16 protein-coding genes, 1 pseudogene and 1 riboswitch are annotated in these 19,090 nt (G+C 40.5%); of the genes and pseudogenes, 3 read left to right on the forward strand and 14 right to left on the reverse strand.

Going from position 1 to position 19,090, the window contains the following annotated elements; translation table 11 throughout:
• Window positions 1-17: 17 nt before the first annotated feature.
• From SSAL8618_RS05460 to pcrA, 13 genes and pseudogenes are all read right to left on the reverse strand, one after another.
• Window positions 18-1,328 carry an RsmF rRNA methyltransferase first C-terminal domain-containing protein gene (locus tag SSAL8618_RS05460; RefSeq protein ID WP_038676025.1) on the reverse strand — a complete coding sequence of 437 codons (1,311 nt, stop codon included), beginning with the start codon at window positions 1,326-1,328 and terminating at the stop codon, window positions 18-20.
• Window positions 1,329-1,409: 81 nt separating this feature from the next.
• Window positions 1,410-2,177 (reverse strand): inositol monophosphatase family protein, encoded by a 768-nt coding sequence (locus SSAL8618_RS05465; protein WP_038676027.1) that lies wholly within the window; start codon window positions 2,175-2,177, stop codon window positions 1,410-1,412.
• Complete coding sequence (locus tag SSAL8618_RS05470; RefSeq protein ID WP_038676029.1) at window positions 2,167-2,448, reverse strand: UPF0223 family protein; 282 nt, start codon at window positions 2,446-2,448, stop codon at window positions 2,167-2,169. Before SSAL8618_RS05470 ends, SSAL8618_RS05465 begins: the two co-directional genes overlap by 11 nt.
• Window positions 2,441-2,854, reverse strand: coding sequence for a Spx/MgsR family RNA polymerase-binding regulatory protein (locus tag SSAL8618_RS05475; RefSeq protein WP_004182520.1), 414 nt, complete (start codon window positions 2,852-2,854; stop codon window positions 2,441-2,443). Before SSAL8618_RS05475 ends, SSAL8618_RS05470 begins: the two co-directional genes overlap by 8 nt.
• Before the next feature lie 69 nt (window positions 2,855-2,923).
• Complete coding sequence (locus SSAL8618_RS05480; RefSeq protein WP_038676031.1) at window positions 2,924-3,835, reverse strand: bifunctional riboflavin kinase/FAD synthetase; 912 nt, start codon at window positions 3,833-3,835, stop codon at window positions 2,924-2,926.
• The gene (gene truB, locus SSAL8618_RS05485) at window positions 3,832-4,713 is read right to left on the reverse strand and encodes a tRNA pseudouridine(55) synthase TruB (protein ID WP_038676033.1); all 882 of its coding nucleotides are present in this window, start codon (window positions 4,711-4,713) and stop codon (window positions 3,832-3,834) included. The genes SSAL8618_RS05480 and truB overlap by 4 nt, the downstream gene beginning before the upstream one ends.
• 119 nt (window positions 4,714-4,832) lie before the next feature.
• A complete protein-coding gene (locus tag SSAL8618_RS05490) occupies window positions 4,833-6,179 on the reverse strand; it encodes a DUF438 domain-containing protein (RefSeq protein WP_038676034.1) in 1,347 nt (448 codons plus the stop codon).
• 1 nt (window position 6,180) lies between these two features.
• Complete coding sequence (locus SSAL8618_RS05495) at window positions 6,181-6,414, reverse strand: DUF1858 domain-containing protein (protein ID WP_002884869.1); 234 nt, start codon at window positions 6,412-6,414, stop codon at window positions 6,181-6,183.
• Window positions 6,415-6,502: 88 nt separating this feature from the next.
• Window positions 6,503-7,124 (reverse strand): annotated as a pseudogene (locus SSAL8618_RS05500) (restriction endonuclease subunit S).
• A gap of 126 nt (window positions 7,125-7,250) precedes the next feature.
• Complete coding sequence (gene tpx / locus SSAL8618_RS05505) at window positions 7,251-7,745, reverse strand: thiol peroxidase (protein WP_038676036.1); 495 nt, start codon at window positions 7,743-7,745, stop codon at window positions 7,251-7,253.
• Window positions 7,746-7,808: 63 nt separating this feature from the next.
• The gene (locus SSAL8618_RS05510; protein ID WP_038676038.1) at window positions 7,809-8,564 is read right to left on the reverse strand and encodes an HAD hydrolase family protein; all 756 of its coding nucleotides are present in this window, start codon (window positions 8,562-8,564) and stop codon (window positions 7,809-7,811) included.
• Between the two features lie 60 nt (window positions 8,565-8,624).
• A complete protein-coding gene (locus SSAL8618_RS05515; protein WP_002884918.1) occupies window positions 8,625-9,905 on the reverse strand; it encodes an O-acetylhomoserine aminocarboxypropyltransferase/cysteine synthase family protein in 1,281 nt (426 codons plus the stop codon).
• Between the two features lie 120 nt (window positions 9,906-10,025).
• Entirely contained in the window at window positions 10,026-12,335 is a 2,310-nt protein-coding gene (gene pcrA / locus SSAL8618_RS05520) for a DNA helicase PcrA (RefSeq protein WP_038676039.1), read from the reverse strand.
• A gap of 305 nt (window positions 12,336-12,640) precedes the next feature.
• A riboswitch (glycine riboswitch) is annotated at window positions 12,641-12,747 on the forward strand.
• A 118-nt stretch (window positions 12,748-12,865) separates the two neighbouring features.
• Here pcrA and SSAL8618_RS05525 point away from each other — a divergent pair.
• From SSAL8618_RS05525 to SSAL8618_RS05535, 3 genes are all read left to right on the forward strand, one after another.
• Window positions 12,866-14,188 (forward strand): alanine/glycine:cation symporter family protein, encoded by a 1,323-nt coding sequence (locus tag SSAL8618_RS05525; RefSeq protein ID WP_038676041.1) that lies wholly within the window; start codon window positions 12,866-12,868, stop codon window positions 14,186-14,188.
• Window positions 14,189-14,314: 126 nt separating this feature from the next.
• On the forward strand, window positions 14,315-15,685 hold the full coding sequence (mnmE, locus tag SSAL8618_RS05530) for a tRNA uridine-5-carboxymethylaminomethyl(34) synthesis GTPase MnmE (RefSeq protein ID WP_038676043.1): 1,371 nt from the start codon (window positions 14,315-14,317) through the stop codon (window positions 15,683-15,685).
• Window positions 15,686-15,859: 174 nt separating this feature from the next.
• A complete protein-coding gene (locus tag SSAL8618_RS05535) occupies window positions 15,860-16,855 on the forward strand; it encodes an AraC family transcriptional regulator (protein ID WP_503328311.1) in 996 nt (331 codons plus the stop codon).
• On the opposite strand, the gene nt5e is transcribed toward SSAL8618_RS05535, so the two are convergent.
• Window positions 16,805-19,045, reverse strand: a complete 2,241-nt coding sequence (gene nt5e / locus SSAL8618_RS05540; RefSeq protein ID WP_038676046.1) for a cell surface ecto-5'-nucleotidase Nt5e — start codon at window positions 19,043-19,045, stop codon at window positions 16,805-16,807. The genes SSAL8618_RS05535 and nt5e overlap by 51 nt on opposite strands.
• Between the last annotated feature and the right edge of the window lie 45 nt (window positions 19,046-19,090).

The raw sequence follows: 19,090 nt of genomic DNA on the forward strand, positions 1-19,090 counted from the left end.
AGTTTGATTACAGGCCCTTATACATGGAATCTCAATCCCTTAGGATAGTAGTTTTTAACCGTGTTTCCAACGATTTTGGCAAATCCAAATCCATTGCCATCCACTAAAAGCTGATACCAACCGTTTGGTTGCGCTTGATCTAGAGTGACCACATTACCAGAAACATATTGGGCAAACTGGTCTTGAGTTAGCTCTATACTTGAAACAACTTCATCAGAGGTTAACGCAATTCCAAGCGCAAAACTTGGTTCGAAACGTTTTTTCTTGAAGACACCAAGATGCAAACCATTACGAGCAATTTTAACTTTAGAAAGATCTGGAAGTCCCTTAGGAAGCAGATAGAGATTGTCCCCAAAAACTTGGAGTAAACCATCTAGATCAGTCTTAAGGTGTTTCTTTGCAAAATCTTCCCAAAGTTGCTTCTGCTCCTTGTTTAGGTTAGATTTTCCTTCTCTGATACGAGTCTTTTCGGGCAAGCGCTTATCCTGGAATTTTGCCACAAACTGACCTTCACCCTTGAAACGATGCGGATACATGCGGGCTGTTTCTGGAAAATTAATGCCATCGCTCATGCCGTTTAGTTTAGGAATTTCCACCAATTCAAGGTCAGGATAATTCTCTAAAATCCAAGCGACAACGCCCTCGTTCTCCTCAGGCGACCAGGTGCAGGTTGAGTAAATAAGTTGTCCACCAGGAGCCAGCATCTTCAAACCGTCTGACAAGATATCCTTCTGCAATTGTGCCAGTTCACTAGGGTAATCCTTGTGCCAATATTGGATGGCATCAGGATCCTTGCGGAACATTCCTTCGCCAGAACAAGGTCCATCAAAGACAATTGTATCAAAATAATTTTTGAAAACTTTAGCTAGTTTGTCGGCTGACGTGTTAGTCACCACAACATTTCTTGCTCCAAAACGCTCTATGTTTTCAACTAGAATTTTGCTACGTTTTGGATTGATTTCATTGCTAACGAGTAGTCCTGTATTATCTAGGTAGCTTAAAAGATGAGTAGACTTTCCACCCGGAGCAGCTGCCAAATCTAAGACACGACTTCCCTTGGCTGGAGCTGCCACTTGAGCGACCATTTGGGCAGCTGGTTCCTGAGAATAGACCAAACCAGTCGCATGATCTGAGGATTTTCCAGAAATTTTTCCGTAATGGCCCCATGGCGTCTCTGGAATAGCATCGGGAAAGTCCTTCTGTTGCTTTTTCAGAGGGTTGGTACGGTAGGCGGACACGGCTTCTTGATCAAACGATGCAAAGAAATCCTCTGCTTCAGAACCTAGTAAATTGTTATATTTCTCTATAAAATCTGATGGAAATTGCATAGTTTCCTTTCTATTAAAAAACTGGACTAACCAAGAGAACTTGCTGTTCTGATTTGTCCAGTATGGTTTTTATGTTTCAAACTAATTTTCTGACCCCATGATGCTCTTAATTTCTTCAAGTCTGTCTTTGGGAACCAGCATAACAGCTTGACGACTAGAATAATCCAGTGGTTCTCCGGTAATGGTCTCAAGGTGATAACCCAATTTTTCTCCCATAATACTTGCTGCAGCATAGTCCCATGGGTAAATGACTGAAAAGTAAGCTAAAATTTGTCCTGAAAGAACCTTAGACATACTTAAACCAGCACCACCGTAGACACGAACACCTAAGATCTTGTCAATAAGATTTTTCAAGCCATGGAAATTCTTAGCGTACATAGCTGCATTACTGGCAACTAAGCAGCGTTCTAAAGGGCGATTCTTATATGTTGGGAGTGGTTTATCATTACAATAAACATCGAATTGCCCCCCACCGTAGAAAAGTTGATCAGCCATGACATTATAAATTAGGCCAAATTTCCCTTTTCCGTCTTCATAATAGGCAATCATCACACAAAAATTATCTTGTTGGACGATGAAATTGACCGTCCCGTCAATAGGGTCCAAGACCCAGACGTTCCCATCTTTGATATTATGAACTAATCCATTTTCTTCAGCGAAAATATTGTCCGAAGGATAGGCAGATTTGATTCGTGATACGAGTAAATCTTGCGTTTGTTTATCAATATTAGTTACTAAATCATCAAAAGCCGTCTTTTCTTCTACCGTGATTGTTTTGGACAAACTTTCTTTAATGAAAGCCCCGGCTTCCTTAATGATTTCTTTAGCAAAGAGTAGTTTATTTTCCAAGTGCTACAAATCCTTTATCTTTTGCTTTAGCAGCTTTGACAGCTTGATAGGTTGAAAAACCGCTAGCTTCTTCAAAGGCCTTATCTAGTTGTTTCTCAGGCGCCTTGCCAGGAACAACAGTTTTAAAAGCCTTATAGGCTTGTAAGAGTTGGTCACGGTCAACCTTGCTCTCGTATGCTTTTTCTACCTGACTCAAAAAATGAAGCACTGTGGTAATTTCCTCAGTGCTCCATGATGGATCGAGTGGGTAGGAATAATTTCCTTTAGTCATTGTTACCCTCAATCTCAGCTCGAATGGTCGCTTGACGCAATTCTTGCTTTCTATAATCACGAGGCAAAAAGGCACGAATTTCATCTTCGTTAAAACCAATTTGCATGCGTTTGTTGTCCATAATGATAGGTCGACGAAGAAGATTTGGGTATTCAGAAATCAATTGAATGAGTTCCTTTATGGTCAAATCATCCACATCGATATTCAGCTTCTGAAAGACTTTGGAACGGGTTGAAATGATATCTTCGGTACCATTTTCCGTGTAAGACAAAATCTTCATCAACTCATCGTGAGTTAATGGGCTCGTGATAATATTGTGTTCGTCAAAAGCAACTTCATGATTGGTCAACCAGGCTCGTGCTTTCCTACAGCTGGTGCAGCTAGGTGATAAAAATAAAGTTACCATGCAAACACCCCTTTCACTTTAACATTCCTAAACATTATACATTATTTGATTAGTTTTGGCTACGCTTTCTTAAAATTTTTCCGCGATTTTTTTATCGGCTTCCAGTTGAGCGCATAGTTCGTCTATATTATTGAACTTAATCATGTCACGAATATAATCTAGCCAGTATACTTCAATTGTTTTTCCATAGATGTCACCTTCAAAATCAAAGATATTAGCTTCAAGACGTAACTCTGTACCACCAAAGGTGACATTTTTTCCTAGGCTAGTCATCGAGCGATAACGTTTGCCATCAATCACAACATCGGCCACATAGACACCATCAGCAGGGAGGTAGGTTCTATCGATAGGTGCTAAATTAGCTGTTGGAAATCCAATGGTACGCCCACGCGCATCACCGTGTACCACGATGCCACGTGTAGAGAATTCATGTCCTAAAAGATGATTAGCTTCTTTAACCTTACCTTCCCGAATTAATTGGCGCACACGTGTTGATGAAATTTTTTCGCCATCACTCTGCTGCTCCTCAATCACATGGACGGTACCTGAAAAATTACGGGCAAGATAATCTGCATCAGTGCGATGGTGTCCAAACTTGTAGTCAAAGCCAACCACAACTTCTTGCGCTTTTAAACGCTTAATATAGCGAGCGATAAAGTCGTCTGAACTTGTTCTAGCAAAATCACTATTAAAATCTGTCAAATAAAGCTGATCTGTACCATAGGCTTCAAAAAGTTCACACCGTCTCTGAGGTGCTGTGATATGAAGAAGTAAATCATCCGTAAAGCGTTGGAAAGTTAGCTGAGGACTCTCATTAAAGGTAAGAACAGCTACCTCAAGCTCTTTCTCATTAGCAATCTGACGAGCCTTATCAAAAAGAACCTTGTGACCACGGTGGAGCGCATCGAAATAGCCTAGGACCAGGACTGTTTCCTTTTCCTGATGGATATCTTTATAATCGTTAATAGACGTTACTTTCATTGACTTAATACTTTTCTAGGTTTATAAACTTGACCTCGTTTTTCCATGATAGCTAGAACTTTGTCACCCAAAAAAGCGGCGACTAAGGGTTCTTGACTGTCTATGGAAATGAAGCGACCAAATGAGATTTCTTTGGCATCATCATCAGTGACTTGTACAGCTGGGAGATCCTGAACGCCAAATTCGATAGGAAGGAGGAAGGATTGGTCTCCTGCTTCTACCATTTCTGAAATTTGTGAGAGGGTTAGTGCTTCATCTAAGGTTAGGCCTGCTGAAGCAGTTCGGCGAAGAGCAGACATATGACTAGCGTAGCCGAGTTTTGCCCCCAAGTCGACAGATAAGGTACGGACATAGGTTCCCTTACTACAAGCAACACGGAAGGTAAATCTTGCAGTACCATTTTCTATCTCAATAGGTGAGGTACGGACAAATTCGGTAATTGTCACTTGACGTTGTGGACGTTCTACTTCTTGTCCAGCGCGTGCATACTCATAAAGTTTTTTCCCGTTGACCTTAACCGCTGAGTACATGGGAGGAATTTGTGTGATTTCTCCCTCGAAACTAGCCATTGCTTTGTCAACGGTTTCTTCGTCTAGCTCCCTTATCGGAGTAGTTTGGACGACTTCACCACTTGCATCCTCGGTCGTTGTTGAAAAACCAATGGTAATTTCTCCCTCATAGACTTTCCCTGCTTCAGTCATGTATTCAATGACACGAGTCGCTTTTCCAACTGCTATAGGTAGGACACCAGTAACATCTGGATCAAGGGTACCACCATGTCCGATTTTTTTCTCTTGTAATATTTTGCGTAGTTTAAATACTGCATCATGACTGGTCATTCCAGCCTCTTTTTTTAGATTAATAATTCCTGAAATCATACTTTTAATTATATCAAAAGCCATCCTAAAGAGCTAGGTAGAAACATAAAGAGGCAGAGAGCAAAGTCTCTAACCTCTTGAGTATTATAGTCATAAGCAATTGCAAGACTACTAGCTTTTTAATCAATATCTCTTTTAAGATCGCTTTCTAGTTCAAAGAAAGGTTTAATATCTTGTACATACTCTAAGACGCCCTGAAAGTCTCCCTTGTCATCCCTGACAGCTGCATAGGTAACATAGACGAATTTTCCTAAACGTTCAGATTTGAACCACATTGGGACTTGATCGCGCTCACCACTTCTAAGTAAGTTAAAGATTTTCTTGACCTTATCAAGGACTTTTGGCGGATGACAAAGTTCCACATTACGTCCAATTTGGCTCGGTGTTCGTTTGAAAACCATTTCATTCGCCGGAACATTGTCATTATAGTATTGGAAAATATCATCTTTATTAACGAAAGTGATTTCCAAAGGAAGGTGGTTGAGAATGAGATTAGCCTGCTCCACAGAAAGATAACCATTGCCAAAAGGTTGCGTTGTTTCTCTATCTACGACAGTTTCAGTTTTTGGTTTTGGGGTGAAGCTGATGGTGAATTGCCCTTCTGGGGTTTCAATAATTCGGGTATTGCCCGTATGTGCGTCAGTGCTCAGACCTGACTGTTCTTGCGATGTTTCCGTATTGTCTTCCTCAAAACGCTCACGCTTAGGTTGCCAGACGGCTGTAGGTTTTATAATTGCATAGCCATAGGCATCACTTTCTTCGGCAATTGAAAGCCAATCATCCTGCGTGAAGGTTTCAAGCAGAATCATCAGTAAGATAGCTTCTTCCTTGAAAATCATAGCTTCAAATTCTTCTGAAAAAGCTTCGAAGGACTTTGAAAATTCTTCTAAATCAGCATCTGGAAGTTCTTTTAGTTTAGCTTCTGCCGCTCTAAAAAGTTTTCGGATGTCATCGTCTACACCCCACATAACCTTTGGAGGAGAATCATGACCATAACGCTCCATTATTGGAAAGAAGAGCTTTTCTTTACGTGTGTAATGGTTATGAAATTGTCCCAATAAAGACATCTGATGTCTAAGCCCATTGAGTAGGTCAGATTTGAAATCTTCATTTTCAGGCTTACTAATGTTTTCGATGATACGTCGAATACGTAGGATAGCTGAACGTAGGGCTAAATTCTCTTGTTTAAAGACATAGACAGGGTGGCCCTCTTGATCAGCGTCTGCCACCTCCACATCTGCAATAGCTCCTTTAAAGAGGTTAGCGTGGACATTACAAAGGCTCATCACATCTTCAAAGGTAACCCCATCTTCAGATGCCATAAGTTCATGCTCCATCATAGAGATTTCAAGGGCAGATACTCCCTTGAAGTGTTGATTGAAGCGCTCTTGAACACTCTCAGGACTGGCTCCCTGGTGTAAATCAAGGAGAATTTCTTTGAGTATTTGAATACGATTGTTTTCCATATTAGTCTCCGATGACATCATAACCATTGAATAGTAAGGTTTTCTTGATTTTATCTAGGGGAATATTAGCTAACTTGGAGCCAGCTTTTAGACTGGTTACCTTACCGACAGTATTTAGCATAGCTGGGTTAGACAAGGGCTTAAAACCAAGGTCAATCAGTAAATCCTTAACCTCTGGATGCTCTTTTATGATTGTTGCGACTGGTTGTGATAAATCTATGGTGTTGGTAGTCATAATGACCTCCTAATAACATATTTGCTACTACCATTATACACGAGAATAATAAAAAAAGACCAACAAATCCTAGTTTGCTGGCTTTTGGTTAATTTCCAAATAGAGCTTCTGTAACATTATGCTGGATATTTTTCCACTCTTGCTCTGCACGGACCATCTTACGATGGAAATCGGCACGACCACGTAAATAGGCGGCAATTTGGTAATCTTGTTTAACAATCGGTATTTCAGGAATTTTGATGTCCAAGAGGTCAGCTGTCGACAAATTGAGGACAGCCTTTCCCTTATCAGCATAATCCAAATAGGCACGACCAATTTCGGTCTCAAGAAAGAACTTGATGTAGAAACCACGGAGTTTTTCCTTAGGTCGTAATACTGTGATATTTGATGAGGCAACAACTTCACGCTTGCCCTGATCTTCGAAAACAGCAACTTTTTTGAACAGTTCCCTTAGATGCAATAAGCACATCTCCATCTTCTAAGAGAAAGCGTAAAAGTTTGCGGCGTTCCTCAGAAAATGTTTTTAGGTCATCGTAAGCAATGCCGTTGGGTGTCATATCCGATAGATTAATGACAGCGAATTCGCCAGGTTCTGCCTTAGCAGGGACAGCTTTTCCTTTAAATTGATCGACAACATCGCCTAAACGAACAAGTTTGTCTGTGTTAGCTTCGTAATCGATAATCAGTTGAGGTCTTTCTTTTTCAGACATTGAATCTCCTTTTTTATATTTCACTATCCACATTGAGTATTGCTATACAATAATAGCAAGAAGCTAATACTTTTGCAAGTAAAAACTGTAAGAAAGGCAAAATAAAAAAGAGACCTGGGCCCCTTTTTATAAGCTTTTAGCTGCTGCTACTGCTGCTTCATAGTTTGGATCAGTATTGATATTGTCCAAATATTCGACATAAGTAATCTTGTTGTCAGCGTCTGCCACTATAACGGCACGCGCTAACAAGTGCCATTCTTCAATAAGGACACCATAGTCTTTACCGAAACTATTATCATAGTAGTCAGAGAGCATGATGGCATTTTCAAGGCCCTCAGCACCACACCAACGAGCTTGCGCAAATGGTAGGTCCACTGAAATAGTAATAACGACAGTATCATCTAGTTCTGACAATTCCTTGTTAAAGGTACGTGTCTGAGTTGAACAAATACCAGTATCGATTGATGGAACGATAGAGATAACTTTTTTCTTACCATCGAATTCTGAAAGTGATTTTTTCGTCAAATCTGTTGCTGTCAAATTAAAGTCACGCAAGGTATCTCCAACTTGAAGTTGTTTGTCTTCTGCTACTGTAACTGGTTTTCCAATAAATGTTGGCATGTTAATCCTCCAATACTTTTTTACTATTGTACTGCAAATAGAGCAAGAAGCCTAAGCATTTGTTTAGAACTTTTCAAACAGTAGTTTAATTTTTTCAGCAATCACTGTATTAATTGCAGGAATGACTTCGTCCGCAAAGTCTTTCAGATAGGGATAATCGCCAACTTGCACACTATATATAGCATATTTGAAAAGAGAAATATCATTTTGGTCATTTCCAAAAGCTACAAAGTCTCTACCAAAGTGGTTTAAAACAGTACTAGCCTTAGTCACACCTTTAAGATTAATGTAGAGACACCTTTCGATATCATGGTAAGTAAGGTCTAAACATTCCAGTTTGTTTAGATTAAAGATAAGATCTTCTCGTATATCCTCATGCTCTGCAAGTGGAATAACAGCTTTAATAGGCTTATTAAGTTCTTGGACAGGCAAAATCCTTGCTTTGTTTAATGGGTCAACATTTGAAAGGAAAGGAATCTGATCAGGATTTTGTATAGCATAATTAAAGGTATCATCAATAAAATAAGGGAGGTTATAGGTATCACAGTAGCTAACAATCGTTCCGAGAGCATTAGAAGGTATTGTGTATTGAGATACTAATAGTTCATCTTGAAAGACTTCACCACCGTTTAAGCCAACTACTGTCAGTTTTTTCAATTCTCCCTCCAAAATACTAAGACAGTCTCTGTAAGAGCGTGCTGTTGCAAAAATAATCTCATGACCGTATTTTGGTGCTGTTAAAAGAACCTCTTGTAGTTCTTTTGACATAGTCATACCATCAAAACATAGGGTTCCATCCAAATCAAAAACAAATTTCATAGGGATAGTATAACAAAAAACCAGCTATAGAGCTGGTTTAAATATTTAGTATCAGAATACTTAAATTTTATCAAGGGCTAGTTTTAAATCTTCAATCAAATCATCTGCGTTTTCCAAACCAACTGAGATACGAATTTGATTTGGAGTGACACCACAAGCCAACAAATCTGCTTCTGCCAATTGTTGATGAGTTGTTGTTGCAGGGTGAACCACCAAAGATTTTGCATCAGCAACGTTAGCTAAATCTGAGAAGATTTCAAGATTATCAATAACGGTACGTGCTTCGTCTTGTCCACCTTTAACATGGAAAGTGAAAATAGAACCTGGTCCTTTAGGGAAGTATTTTTGTGCCAAATCATAGTAAGGACTTGATGGCAATCCAGGATAGTTCACTTTTTCAACTTTTGGATGATTTTCCAAAAAGTCTACGATTTTTTTAGCATTTTCGACATGGCGTTCGACACGAAGTGAAAGTGTTTCAAGTCCTTGTAAAAGCAAGAAAGCATTGAAAGGTGCTAAGGCAGCCCCTGTATCACGCAAAAGTTGTGTACGAAGAGCAGTGATAAATGCTGCTGGACCAACATCACGTGTATAGCTGATATTGTGGTAAGATGGGTCTTCGTCAACCAACTGTGGGAATTTTCCTGAAGCTTCCCAGTCAAATTTACCAGAATCGACGATAAGGCCACCGATAGTTGTTCCATGTCCACCGATAAACTTAGTCGCAGAATGAACTACGATATCTACACCATGGGAGATAACATTGATGAGATATGGAGTACCAAAAGTATTGTCAGCAACCAATGGAATCTTATGACTGTGAGCAATTTCAGCAATCTTTTCAAAATCAGGAATGTTGATGAGCGGATTACCCAAAGACTCAATCAAGACTAGTTTGGTATTATCTTTGATAGCAGCTTCAATTTCTTCAGGATTGTCAACATCTACAAAAGTTGTTGTGACACCATAGCGTGGAAGAGTTTCTTTTAAGAGATTGAATGTTCCACCGTAGAGTGTTGTCGCAGCAACAACATGATCGCCAGCATGTGCCAAACCAAGGACCGCATAGGTGATTGCAGCCATACCTGAAGCCGTAGCCAAGGCACCAACACCACCTTCGAGGGCTGCGATACGTTCTTCAAGTACTGCTACTGTTGGATTGGTAATACGTGTGTAAATATTACCCGGTTTTCTAAGGGCAAAGAGATCTTCACCTTCTTGAGCATCGTCAAAGACATATGAAGTCGTTTGGTAAATTGGAACCGCACGTGATTTTGTTTCCTTATCAGGTGTTTGTCCAGCGTGTAATTGTAAGGTTTCAAATGAAAATTCTCGTGACATATGGGTGTCCTCCAAAACAAAAGTTGCCTTCATTCTACACCCATAAAAGCTAGCTGTCTAATAGAAATTTTTTATCAATGTGATAGGGAAGGCTTATTAAAAGGACCTTTCGGTCCCTTTCTATTTCTTCTCAATCGGTGCTACGCTTGCCAAAACTTTTTTAAGTCCAACTTCTGGGAATTTGATCTTAAGTTCTTGTGTCTTGCCACTTCCAGTTACTTCTAGGACGGTCCCATCTCCCCACTTCTTGTGGTGAGCGATATCTCCGATTTCCCAGTCAGTAGCTGAATTCCCAGAGTCTGAAGTCTTGCCAAAAGGTAGTCCGCCAGTAGCTTTTGAAAATGGCTGAGCGCCCGTATGTCTTTGAGGTTGTGCATTTGCTTTTCTGGTCTGAAGCGCTTGTTGTAAACTCATGCCTTGACCAAATTGTGTAGGCTCTTCCTTTGTAAAACGAACACCAAATGATGAATTGGCTGGGCGTGCTAGACCTTGATATTGTAATAAATCATCTGAAATTTCACGCAAGAAACGGCTAGGACGATTATAGCTAGTCTTACCAAAAAGCGTACGCGTATTAGCGTTCGTAAGGAAAAGAATCTCTTCAGCACGGGTAATACCTACGTAAGCTAAGCGACGCTCTTCTTCGAGTTCTTCTGGATCTTCTGAGGCACGAGACAAAGGGAAGACCCCCTCTTCCATACCAATAAGAAAGACAACTGGGAATTCAAGTCCTTTAGCAGCATGGAGGGTCATCAAGGTTACTTCTGCTGCTTCCATATCACCATCGTCCGTATCAGCAATCAAAGCTAGATCGTTCAAGAAACGACCTAAACGGTCAATGCCAGTCTCGTCTTCCGTACCATCGGTGTTGGTTTCATCAAAATTCTTAGTAACAGACATGAACTCTTCGATATTTTCAATGCGTGCTTGACTTTCAAGTGTTTGTTGCATAGAAAGAGCATCCAGATAACCAGACTTATCTAAAACTGTTTCTACAGCTTCAGTGATGCTTAGCCCATCTAGCTGGTCACGTAGGTTCAGAATCATGTTAGCAAAATCGTAAACGCCCTGAGCCGCTTTCCCCTTGATTGGTGACAACATTATATTAGCTGATGCATCTAGGAGACTCATGTTTTGCTCATAGGCAAAGGTACGAATCTTTTCAAGCGTACCAGGCCCAACTCCACGTTTAGGTTCATTAACCACACGTTCAAAGCTAATATTATCCGCAGGATTGGCAATCAAGTTTAAGTAAGAAATGACATCACGGATTTCTTTACGGCTATAGAACTTGGTACCACCAACCATGGTATAAGGAATATTTGACTTGAGCAAGGCTTCTTCAATAGTACGAGACTGAGCATTGGTACGGTAAAGTACAGCGAAATCCTTGAAGTTCTTACCTTCTTCACGAATGATGTTATCAATAGTTGAAGCAACAAAAACAGCTTCATCACGCTCGTCATTAGCACGGTAATAAACGATTTGTTCACCGTCGTCATTTTGAGTCCAAAGTTTCTTTGGACGGCGGTTTCGGTTGTTCTTGATAACTTCGTTGGCTGCCTGGAGAATCTTCTTGGTTGAACGGTAGTTTTCTTCCAAGAGAACCACCTTGGCTTCAGGATAGTCCTTCTCAAAATCAAGGATGTTCTGCATATCAGCCCCACGCCAACCGTAGATTGATTGGTCCGCATCACCTACGACACAGATATTCTTGAAGCGAGATGCCAAGAGTTTTACCAACTGATACTGAGCATGATTGGTATCTTGGTACTCATCCACGTGAATGTACTGATAACGCTGCTGATAATAGGCGAGGACATCAGGATTTTTGTCAAAGAGACGCAAAGTCATCATAATTAAATCGTCAAAATCCATAGCTTCACTACGACGTAGCTCTTCTTGATAGGCCTTATAACATTTAGCAACAATTTGGGTGTACATATCACCGGCCTGGTGCTCATAGGCCACTTCATCCAATAGATCATTTTTGGCGTTGGAAATCGTCCCTAAGATGGCACGTTCATTCCACTTCTTAGGATCGAGGTTAAGATTCTTGAGAATACGTTTCATCAAAGTACGTTGTTCACCAGGATCTACGATAGTAAAGTTTCGATTGTAGCCAATATGGTCCGCTTCCCGACGAAGAATTCGCACGCACATACTATGGAAGGTCGCAATCAAGGTTTCTGAAGTTGCTGGATTTAAAGCCATGGCACGCTCACGCATCTCACGAGCAGCCTTATTGGTAAAGGTAATGGCTAGGATATTCCAGGGATTAATCATTTTTTCGTCAATGAGGTAGGCAATGCGGTGGGTAAGCACACGCGTCTTCCCAGATCCTGCACCAGCCATAATCAATAAAGGCCCCTCAGTCGTTTGGACGGCTTCAGCCTGTTTGTCATTCATACCAGTTAATAATGGGTTCATCATATTCTCCATTCTCAAAAATAAGCTCTATTATTTTATCATTTTTTGGATGAAAATGCAGATTCTATTCATAATGCATATGAAATAACTTTAGAAAATAATTGTTTGTTTTTATTTGGAAGTACTTTGCTTAAGATTAATGATATTCCTAGATTTTTCTAGCTTTGGAGGAAGACATGCTAAAGAATAATATTCGGATTTTTATACTTTTTATGAAAATTAGTGTTGACACTGTTCGGTTTTTTCGATAAGATAGAATCACAATAAAATAAGAACCGAGTGATGTCATCAGGATGACTGGTGATTGACGGACTTCTGGAGAGATCTTGAAGCAGCCTTAGCTGTAAACAAGACACCGAAGGGGCAAGGGGTAACAACCGAAACTCTCAGGTAAAAGGACAGAAAGCATCGCAAGTTTTTTAACTTGTAGTAATAGCTTTGTATTCTCAGAGGTCTGGTTAAGCCAAACCTCTTTTTTGACGTCTCGGTTAAAGGAGATTGTAAATTTATGTTAGACTTTTTTTACTACCATTGATGATTTTGTCTGGGGCCCTCCCCTTCTGGTCCTTCTTGTAGGAACTGGGGTTTACCTTACAATTCGTCTTGGTCTTTTGCAAGTACTTCGTCTTCCTAAAGCTTTTAAACTTATCTTTGCTGAGGATAAAGGGGAAGGTGATATTTCTAGTTTTGCAGCCCTTGCAACGGCTCTAGCTGCAACTGTCGGTACAGGTAACATTGTCGGTGTGGCTACTGCCATCAAAACTGGTGGACCTGGTGCCCTTTTCTGGATGTGGATTGCAGCTTTCTTTGGTATGGCAACCAAATATTCCGAAGGTCTTTTGGCTATTAAATTCCGTACACTTGACGACCAAGGTAATGTCTCTGGTGGTCCAATGTATTACATCACACACGGTTTTTCTGGAAAATGGCAAACAATTGCTAAACCTTTGGCCTACTTCTTTGCCTTTGCAGGTGTGCTTGTTGCATGGTTAGGGATTGGTACCTTCTCTCAAGTTAACTCAATCACCGCTTCACTTCAAAATAGCTTTGACTGGTCACCAAAAATCGTAAGTGTCATTCTTGCTCTTATCACTGCTGCTATCATTTTTGGTGGTATCCAATCTATCTCTAAAGTTTCTGAAAAGGTCGTACCATTTATGGCTGGGCTCTATATCTTAGCAGCTCTTGTGGTTATCTTTACTAACTTTAATCAACTTCTTCCAGTCCTTGAAATGGTCTTCCAATCTGCCTTTACTGGTAAAGCAGCCGTGGGTGGTTTTGCTGGTGCGACAGTCATGGTTGCAATGCGACTTGGTATTGCGCGTGGTGTCTTCTCAAATGAGTCAGGTCTTGGATCAGCTCCTATCGCTGCAGCTGCTGCTAAGACCGAAGAACCAGTTGAACAAGGTTTGATTTCAATGACAGGTACTTTCATTGATACGATTATCATCTGTACGCTTACTGGTCTTGCCATCCTTGTAACGGGTCAATGGTCAGGTAGCCTAGAAGGTGCCCCAATGACACAAGCAGCCTTCTCTTCTGTTTTTGGTACATTTGGTGAAATTGCCTTGACACTTTCTTTGGTTCTCTTTGCCTTTACAACAATCTTGGGTTGGTCTTACTACGGTGAACGTTGTTTCGAATTCATTTTCAAATCAACGAAATTCCTTCCACTCTACCGCCTCATTTTTGTAGTCATGGTTGCTCTTGGTGGTTACCTCACACTTGATGTTGTTTGGAAAATTGCGGATATCGTAAACGGTTTGATGGCTTTGCCTAACTTGGTTGCCCTCCTAGTCCTATCACCAATTATCATCAAAGAAACCAAATCATACTTTGAACGCCACAAATAAACTAAAGAGCTTTGGCTCTTTTTTCTTGGCTTTGTCGGCACCAATCCTTGCGACTACTGCTCTTTTGCGTTACAATGAAATTAAATCATTTTATAACTTGTAAAGAATAAATCCAAAGGAATTACTATGTCAATTACCAAAGAATTTGATACGATTACTGCCATCTCAACACCTTTAGGTGAAGGTGCTATCGGTATTGTTCGCTTATCTGGAACTGATGCTGTTACGATTGCTAATAAGGTTTTCAAAGGAAAAAATTTAGAAACGGTCGCTTCACATACTATCAATTACGGTCATATCGTGGAAAATGATGAAACCATTGATGAAGTCATGGTTAGTGTTATGCGTGCACCAAAGACCTTTACACGTGAGGATGTCGTAGAAATCAACACACATGGCGGTGTCGCTGTAACTAATGAAATTCTTCAACTCCTTATCCGTTCTGGTGCTCGTATGGCCGAACCTGGAGAATTTACCAAACGTGCCTTCTTGAATGGTCGTGTGGACTTGACCCAGGCCGAAGCTGTCATGGATTTGATTCGTGCTAAGACTGATAAGGCCATGGCCGTTGCCGTTTCTCAACTTGATGGTTCGCTCAAGAACCTCATTAACAACACTCGCCAAGAAATCCTTAACACTTTGGCTCAAGTCGAAGTTAATATTGATTACCCAGAGTATGATGATGTTGAGGAGGTTACCACAAATCTTGTCCGTGAAAAGACTCAAGAGTTCCAGGCACTCTTGGAAAATCTTCTGGCTACTGCTAAACGAGGAAAAATTCTACGAGAAGGTCTTTCAACGGCAATCATTGGTCGTCCAAATGTCGGCAAATCTAGTCTTCTTAACAATCTACTACGTGAGGAGAAGGCAATCGTTACAGACATTGAGGGTACAACACGTGATGTCATTGAAGAATACGTTAATATCAAAGGTGTTCCTCTTAAGTTGATTGATACGGCTGGTATCCGTGACACAGACGATGTTGTTGAAAAGATTGGTGTGGAGCGTTCTAAGAAAGCTCTCGAAGAGGCTGACTTGGTTCTTCTTGTCCTTAATAGTTCTGAACCATTGACTGAGCAGGATCGTACATTACTCGAAATCAGCCAAAACAGCAATCGCATAATTCTCCTGAATAAAACAGACCTTCCTCAAGCAATCCAAATGGAAGAGCTTCCTGACGATGTCATTTCGATTTCAGTCCTCAAGAATGAAAACATCGACAAAATTGAAGACCGCATCAATCAACTCTTCTTTGATAATGCTGGTTTAGTAGAGAAAGATGCTACTTATCTCTCAAATGCCCGTCACATTTCACTCATTGAAAAGGCACTCGAAAGCCTTGAAGCAGTCAATCAAGGTCTTGAACTAGGTATGCCTGTTGACCTGTTACAAGTTGATATGACACGTACTTGGGAGATTCTTGGTGAAATTACTGGTGATGCTGCTCCAGATGAACTGATTACTCAACTATTTAGTCAGTTCTGTCTAGGAAAATAAACATAACTAAATTTATGTAAAAAGATGCTTTGTCATCTTTTTTTGTTCATAATATAAATACAGAAATATATTTATGTAAACAATGACCTATCAATATCATAAAACGATTTACTCATGCTTTTTAAGAAAGAAAATGCTATCATGGTACTATCCTATGATTTTGAAAGGTTTACGATGGGTCAAACAGCTACTGATACTGATTTTAAACATTTGATAGATTTTGACGATAACCTGCTTCCATTTCGACTGACGGAAACCAAGGTTGAAAATGGACGCCCTGATATTCTTTTCCATTGGCATCCTGAGCTTGAGATTCAGTATGTTTATGAGGGGACAGCTCGTTATCACATTGATTATGACTATTTTGACAGTCAAGCTGGAGATATCTTTTTAATTCGTCCGAATGGCCTTCATTCGATTCACCCAGTAGATAATCAGCCTCATCATACGGACACCCTACATTTTCATTTGGATATGTTGGGGCAGTCGCTGGTGGACCCGCTTAGTCTACGCTACCTACAGCCTTTACAGAATTCTAATTTCAAGTTTAAACAATGCCTGAGTCCGTCAGACGAGGGGTATAGGGAAATCAAAGCTCTCCTCTTTGACATTTTTAAAATGATTCGTCAGAAAGATCGTCACTATGAACTCCTTCTCAAGTCAAAACTAGAAGAATTAATTTACCTCCTCTACTTCTATCGTTTGGTAGAGCGCAAAACTTCTGATGATCATTATCGTAAGAATGAAAAGATTCGGGAAATCATTGATTATATTAATCAACATTATGCCGAAAATCTGACTATTGAAAAGTTATCAGAGCTTATGGGGTATAGTAAGACTCACTTTATGACGATTTTTAAGCAACATACAGGTACCTCTTGTACAGAATTTATCATTCAAGCAAGACTCAATGCTGCTTGCGAGGAGCTTCGTAATAGCGTTAAACCAGTTTTGGAAATTGCTACTAATGTTGGTTTTAATAACCTATCCAATTTTAACCGCCAATTTAAACACTATTACGACCAAACACCAAGCCAGTATCGTAAGACACATAGTAACAAGAAGAAAACAAAAAAAAAGTTAGCCAAATGGTTAACTCTTTTTTTATCTGTGAACTTCTTAGTTTTTCTCTTTACCTTTGTGTTTTCCACTGAGTCCAAAGAGAGTTAGCAACATACCAAGTCCAAGGAGACCTGCGTGTGAGCCCTTGTCACCTGTTGTAGGAAGAATTTCAGTTTGGGCAGAAGCTTCTGTCACTTTTTCTGTTTCTTTAAGTGCTTCGCTTCTTGTTGAAATGAAGAATACTTTGCCATTAGGAGTCGTCACTACTTTAGATACGACTGGTTTGCTAGTTTCTAAATCTTTAGCAATAGTTGATGGAGTGACTGGTGCCAATGGATTAAGTGTAGGATCTGCTGCATTTTCTTTCTTGTTCATGGCTGCAAAATCAGCACTTGAAATTGAAATGGTACGTGAGTTTGGATTGATAACGGCATACTTAGAAAGGTCTGCACGTGTCAAGTAATCCGCAAAGACGGTATCCATTGAAGGACCTTCTTCACGAGGACCGCCCAACATTGTGAAACCATCACCACCAGCAGCCAAGAAGTCGTTGGTTACAAGGTAGTAAGTTCCGTTTGTGTTGAGTGGTTTATAGGCACCAGTTTCTGGATCTAAAATGTCAATTGACAAGATACGTTTTTCAGCTGGAAGAGTTGTGTCATAGTAAACACGAGCTCCAGAGACTTGAAGGAAACCACCAGATGGTTCAAGGAGAGGTTGACCACTTTCATCCAGAACAGTTTTACCACTTTCGTCAACTTGGAGAATAGAACCAAGAGATTTGACAAACATATCATGGATATTTTGACCTGTTACTTGAATTTGAGCAACTGAGTTACCAAATGGAAGCACAGCAATGATATCACCTTTAGTGATTGGTTTGTCTTTGGCGATTGTTTCACGAAGACCACCACCATTTGTCACGGCAAGGTTAGACTTGTGTGTGAAGGCTGATTGTCCGTAATCTAAGAGAGCATCAGCGACCACATTACCAAGGTTAGTTTCGCGAACACGAACGTCCATACGGTCACCGCTAAGTTTAACAGGGCTATTTTCAATAACGACTTTCGAAGAATCCGCCTTGTACTTAGCTTGGATATCATCAATCATAGCTTTAACTGTTGGGTTAACTTGATAATTCTTTTTAGCTTCGTCGTGTGAAATCACGCCATGTGACAAGACACGGTCAGAATTATAAACGACGCGGCCAACATTGTTAAGGTAGCTACCAGTTTGGTTGTAAGTGACGTTATCACCGTATGTCGCTGTGTGGAGAGTGTGTGAGTGACCATCAAGGACAAGAACACGTTTTCCTTTCAGAGGTGCATAGTTTGAAAGAGCTTCTGCCAAAGTTGATCCACGCCATTCAACTGGAGTTGTTGTATCAATCCCCAAGTGACCAAGGACAACATAAGTCTTGTATTCCTTACCTTCGGCACGGGCATTTGATTCCACTTGGTCAACAACAGCCTTAACCTCAGTAATAGGATCGGTGAAAGAGACACCAGGAATATTTCGTGGGTGTGTCTTAGTAGCTGTCTCAGGTGTTGTAACACCAATAACGACTACTTCATCTCCATCAAGACCAGGTGTTTTGTCAACGATTGTAGATGGTTGGAAAAGACGTACGCCATTTACATATACGTTAGATGTGATGATTGGGAAATTGATTTGTTTGCTCAAACGACGCAATTGGTCAAGCCCAAAGTCGAACTCATGGTTACCCACTGTCATGGCATCAAAGCCAACAGCATTCATGACATTTGCCATGTCTTCACCCTTAGAACTGTTTGAAATTGGAAGACCTTGGAATGAGTCACCAGCATCAAGGACGATGGTTGTTCCTTTCGAACGAGAATCATTGACGATACCAGACAAAAGGGCATCACCAATAACCCCATTACGATCATCTTCAACCATGCGACCATGAACATCGTTGGTGTGAAGGACAGTTACAGTGTCATTGCTGGCACTTGTGCTAGCATTTGTCACGACTTCAGTTGTAGGAGTTGCGGCTACAGTGGCATTTTCGCTTGCTGTGGCAACTGGTGTTTCGCTTGTTTCAGCTGTTGAAACAGTAACAACTGATGTTGAACTAGCTACTGGTGCTGCAGACTCGCTAGATGCAGCACCAGTAGATGTCGCATTGGTAGTTGCCTCTGTAGCTACTACTTCAGTGCTTGGTGGTGTTACAGCTGCATGAGTTTCTACCTCGTCAGCTTGGACAGCATTGGTCAAGATGGCAGTTGAGACAAGTAGGGTTGATAGGGTCGTTGCAACGACTGTTTTCTTCTTCATTCCAAAATACCTTTCTGATTTTTAAATCGTTTTTATTATATCACA

The sequence above is a fragment of the Streptococcus salivarius genome, assembly GCF_000785515.1.
Classification (GTDB): domain Bacteria; phylum Bacillota; class Bacilli; order Lactobacillales; family Streptococcaceae; genus Streptococcus; species Streptococcus salivarius.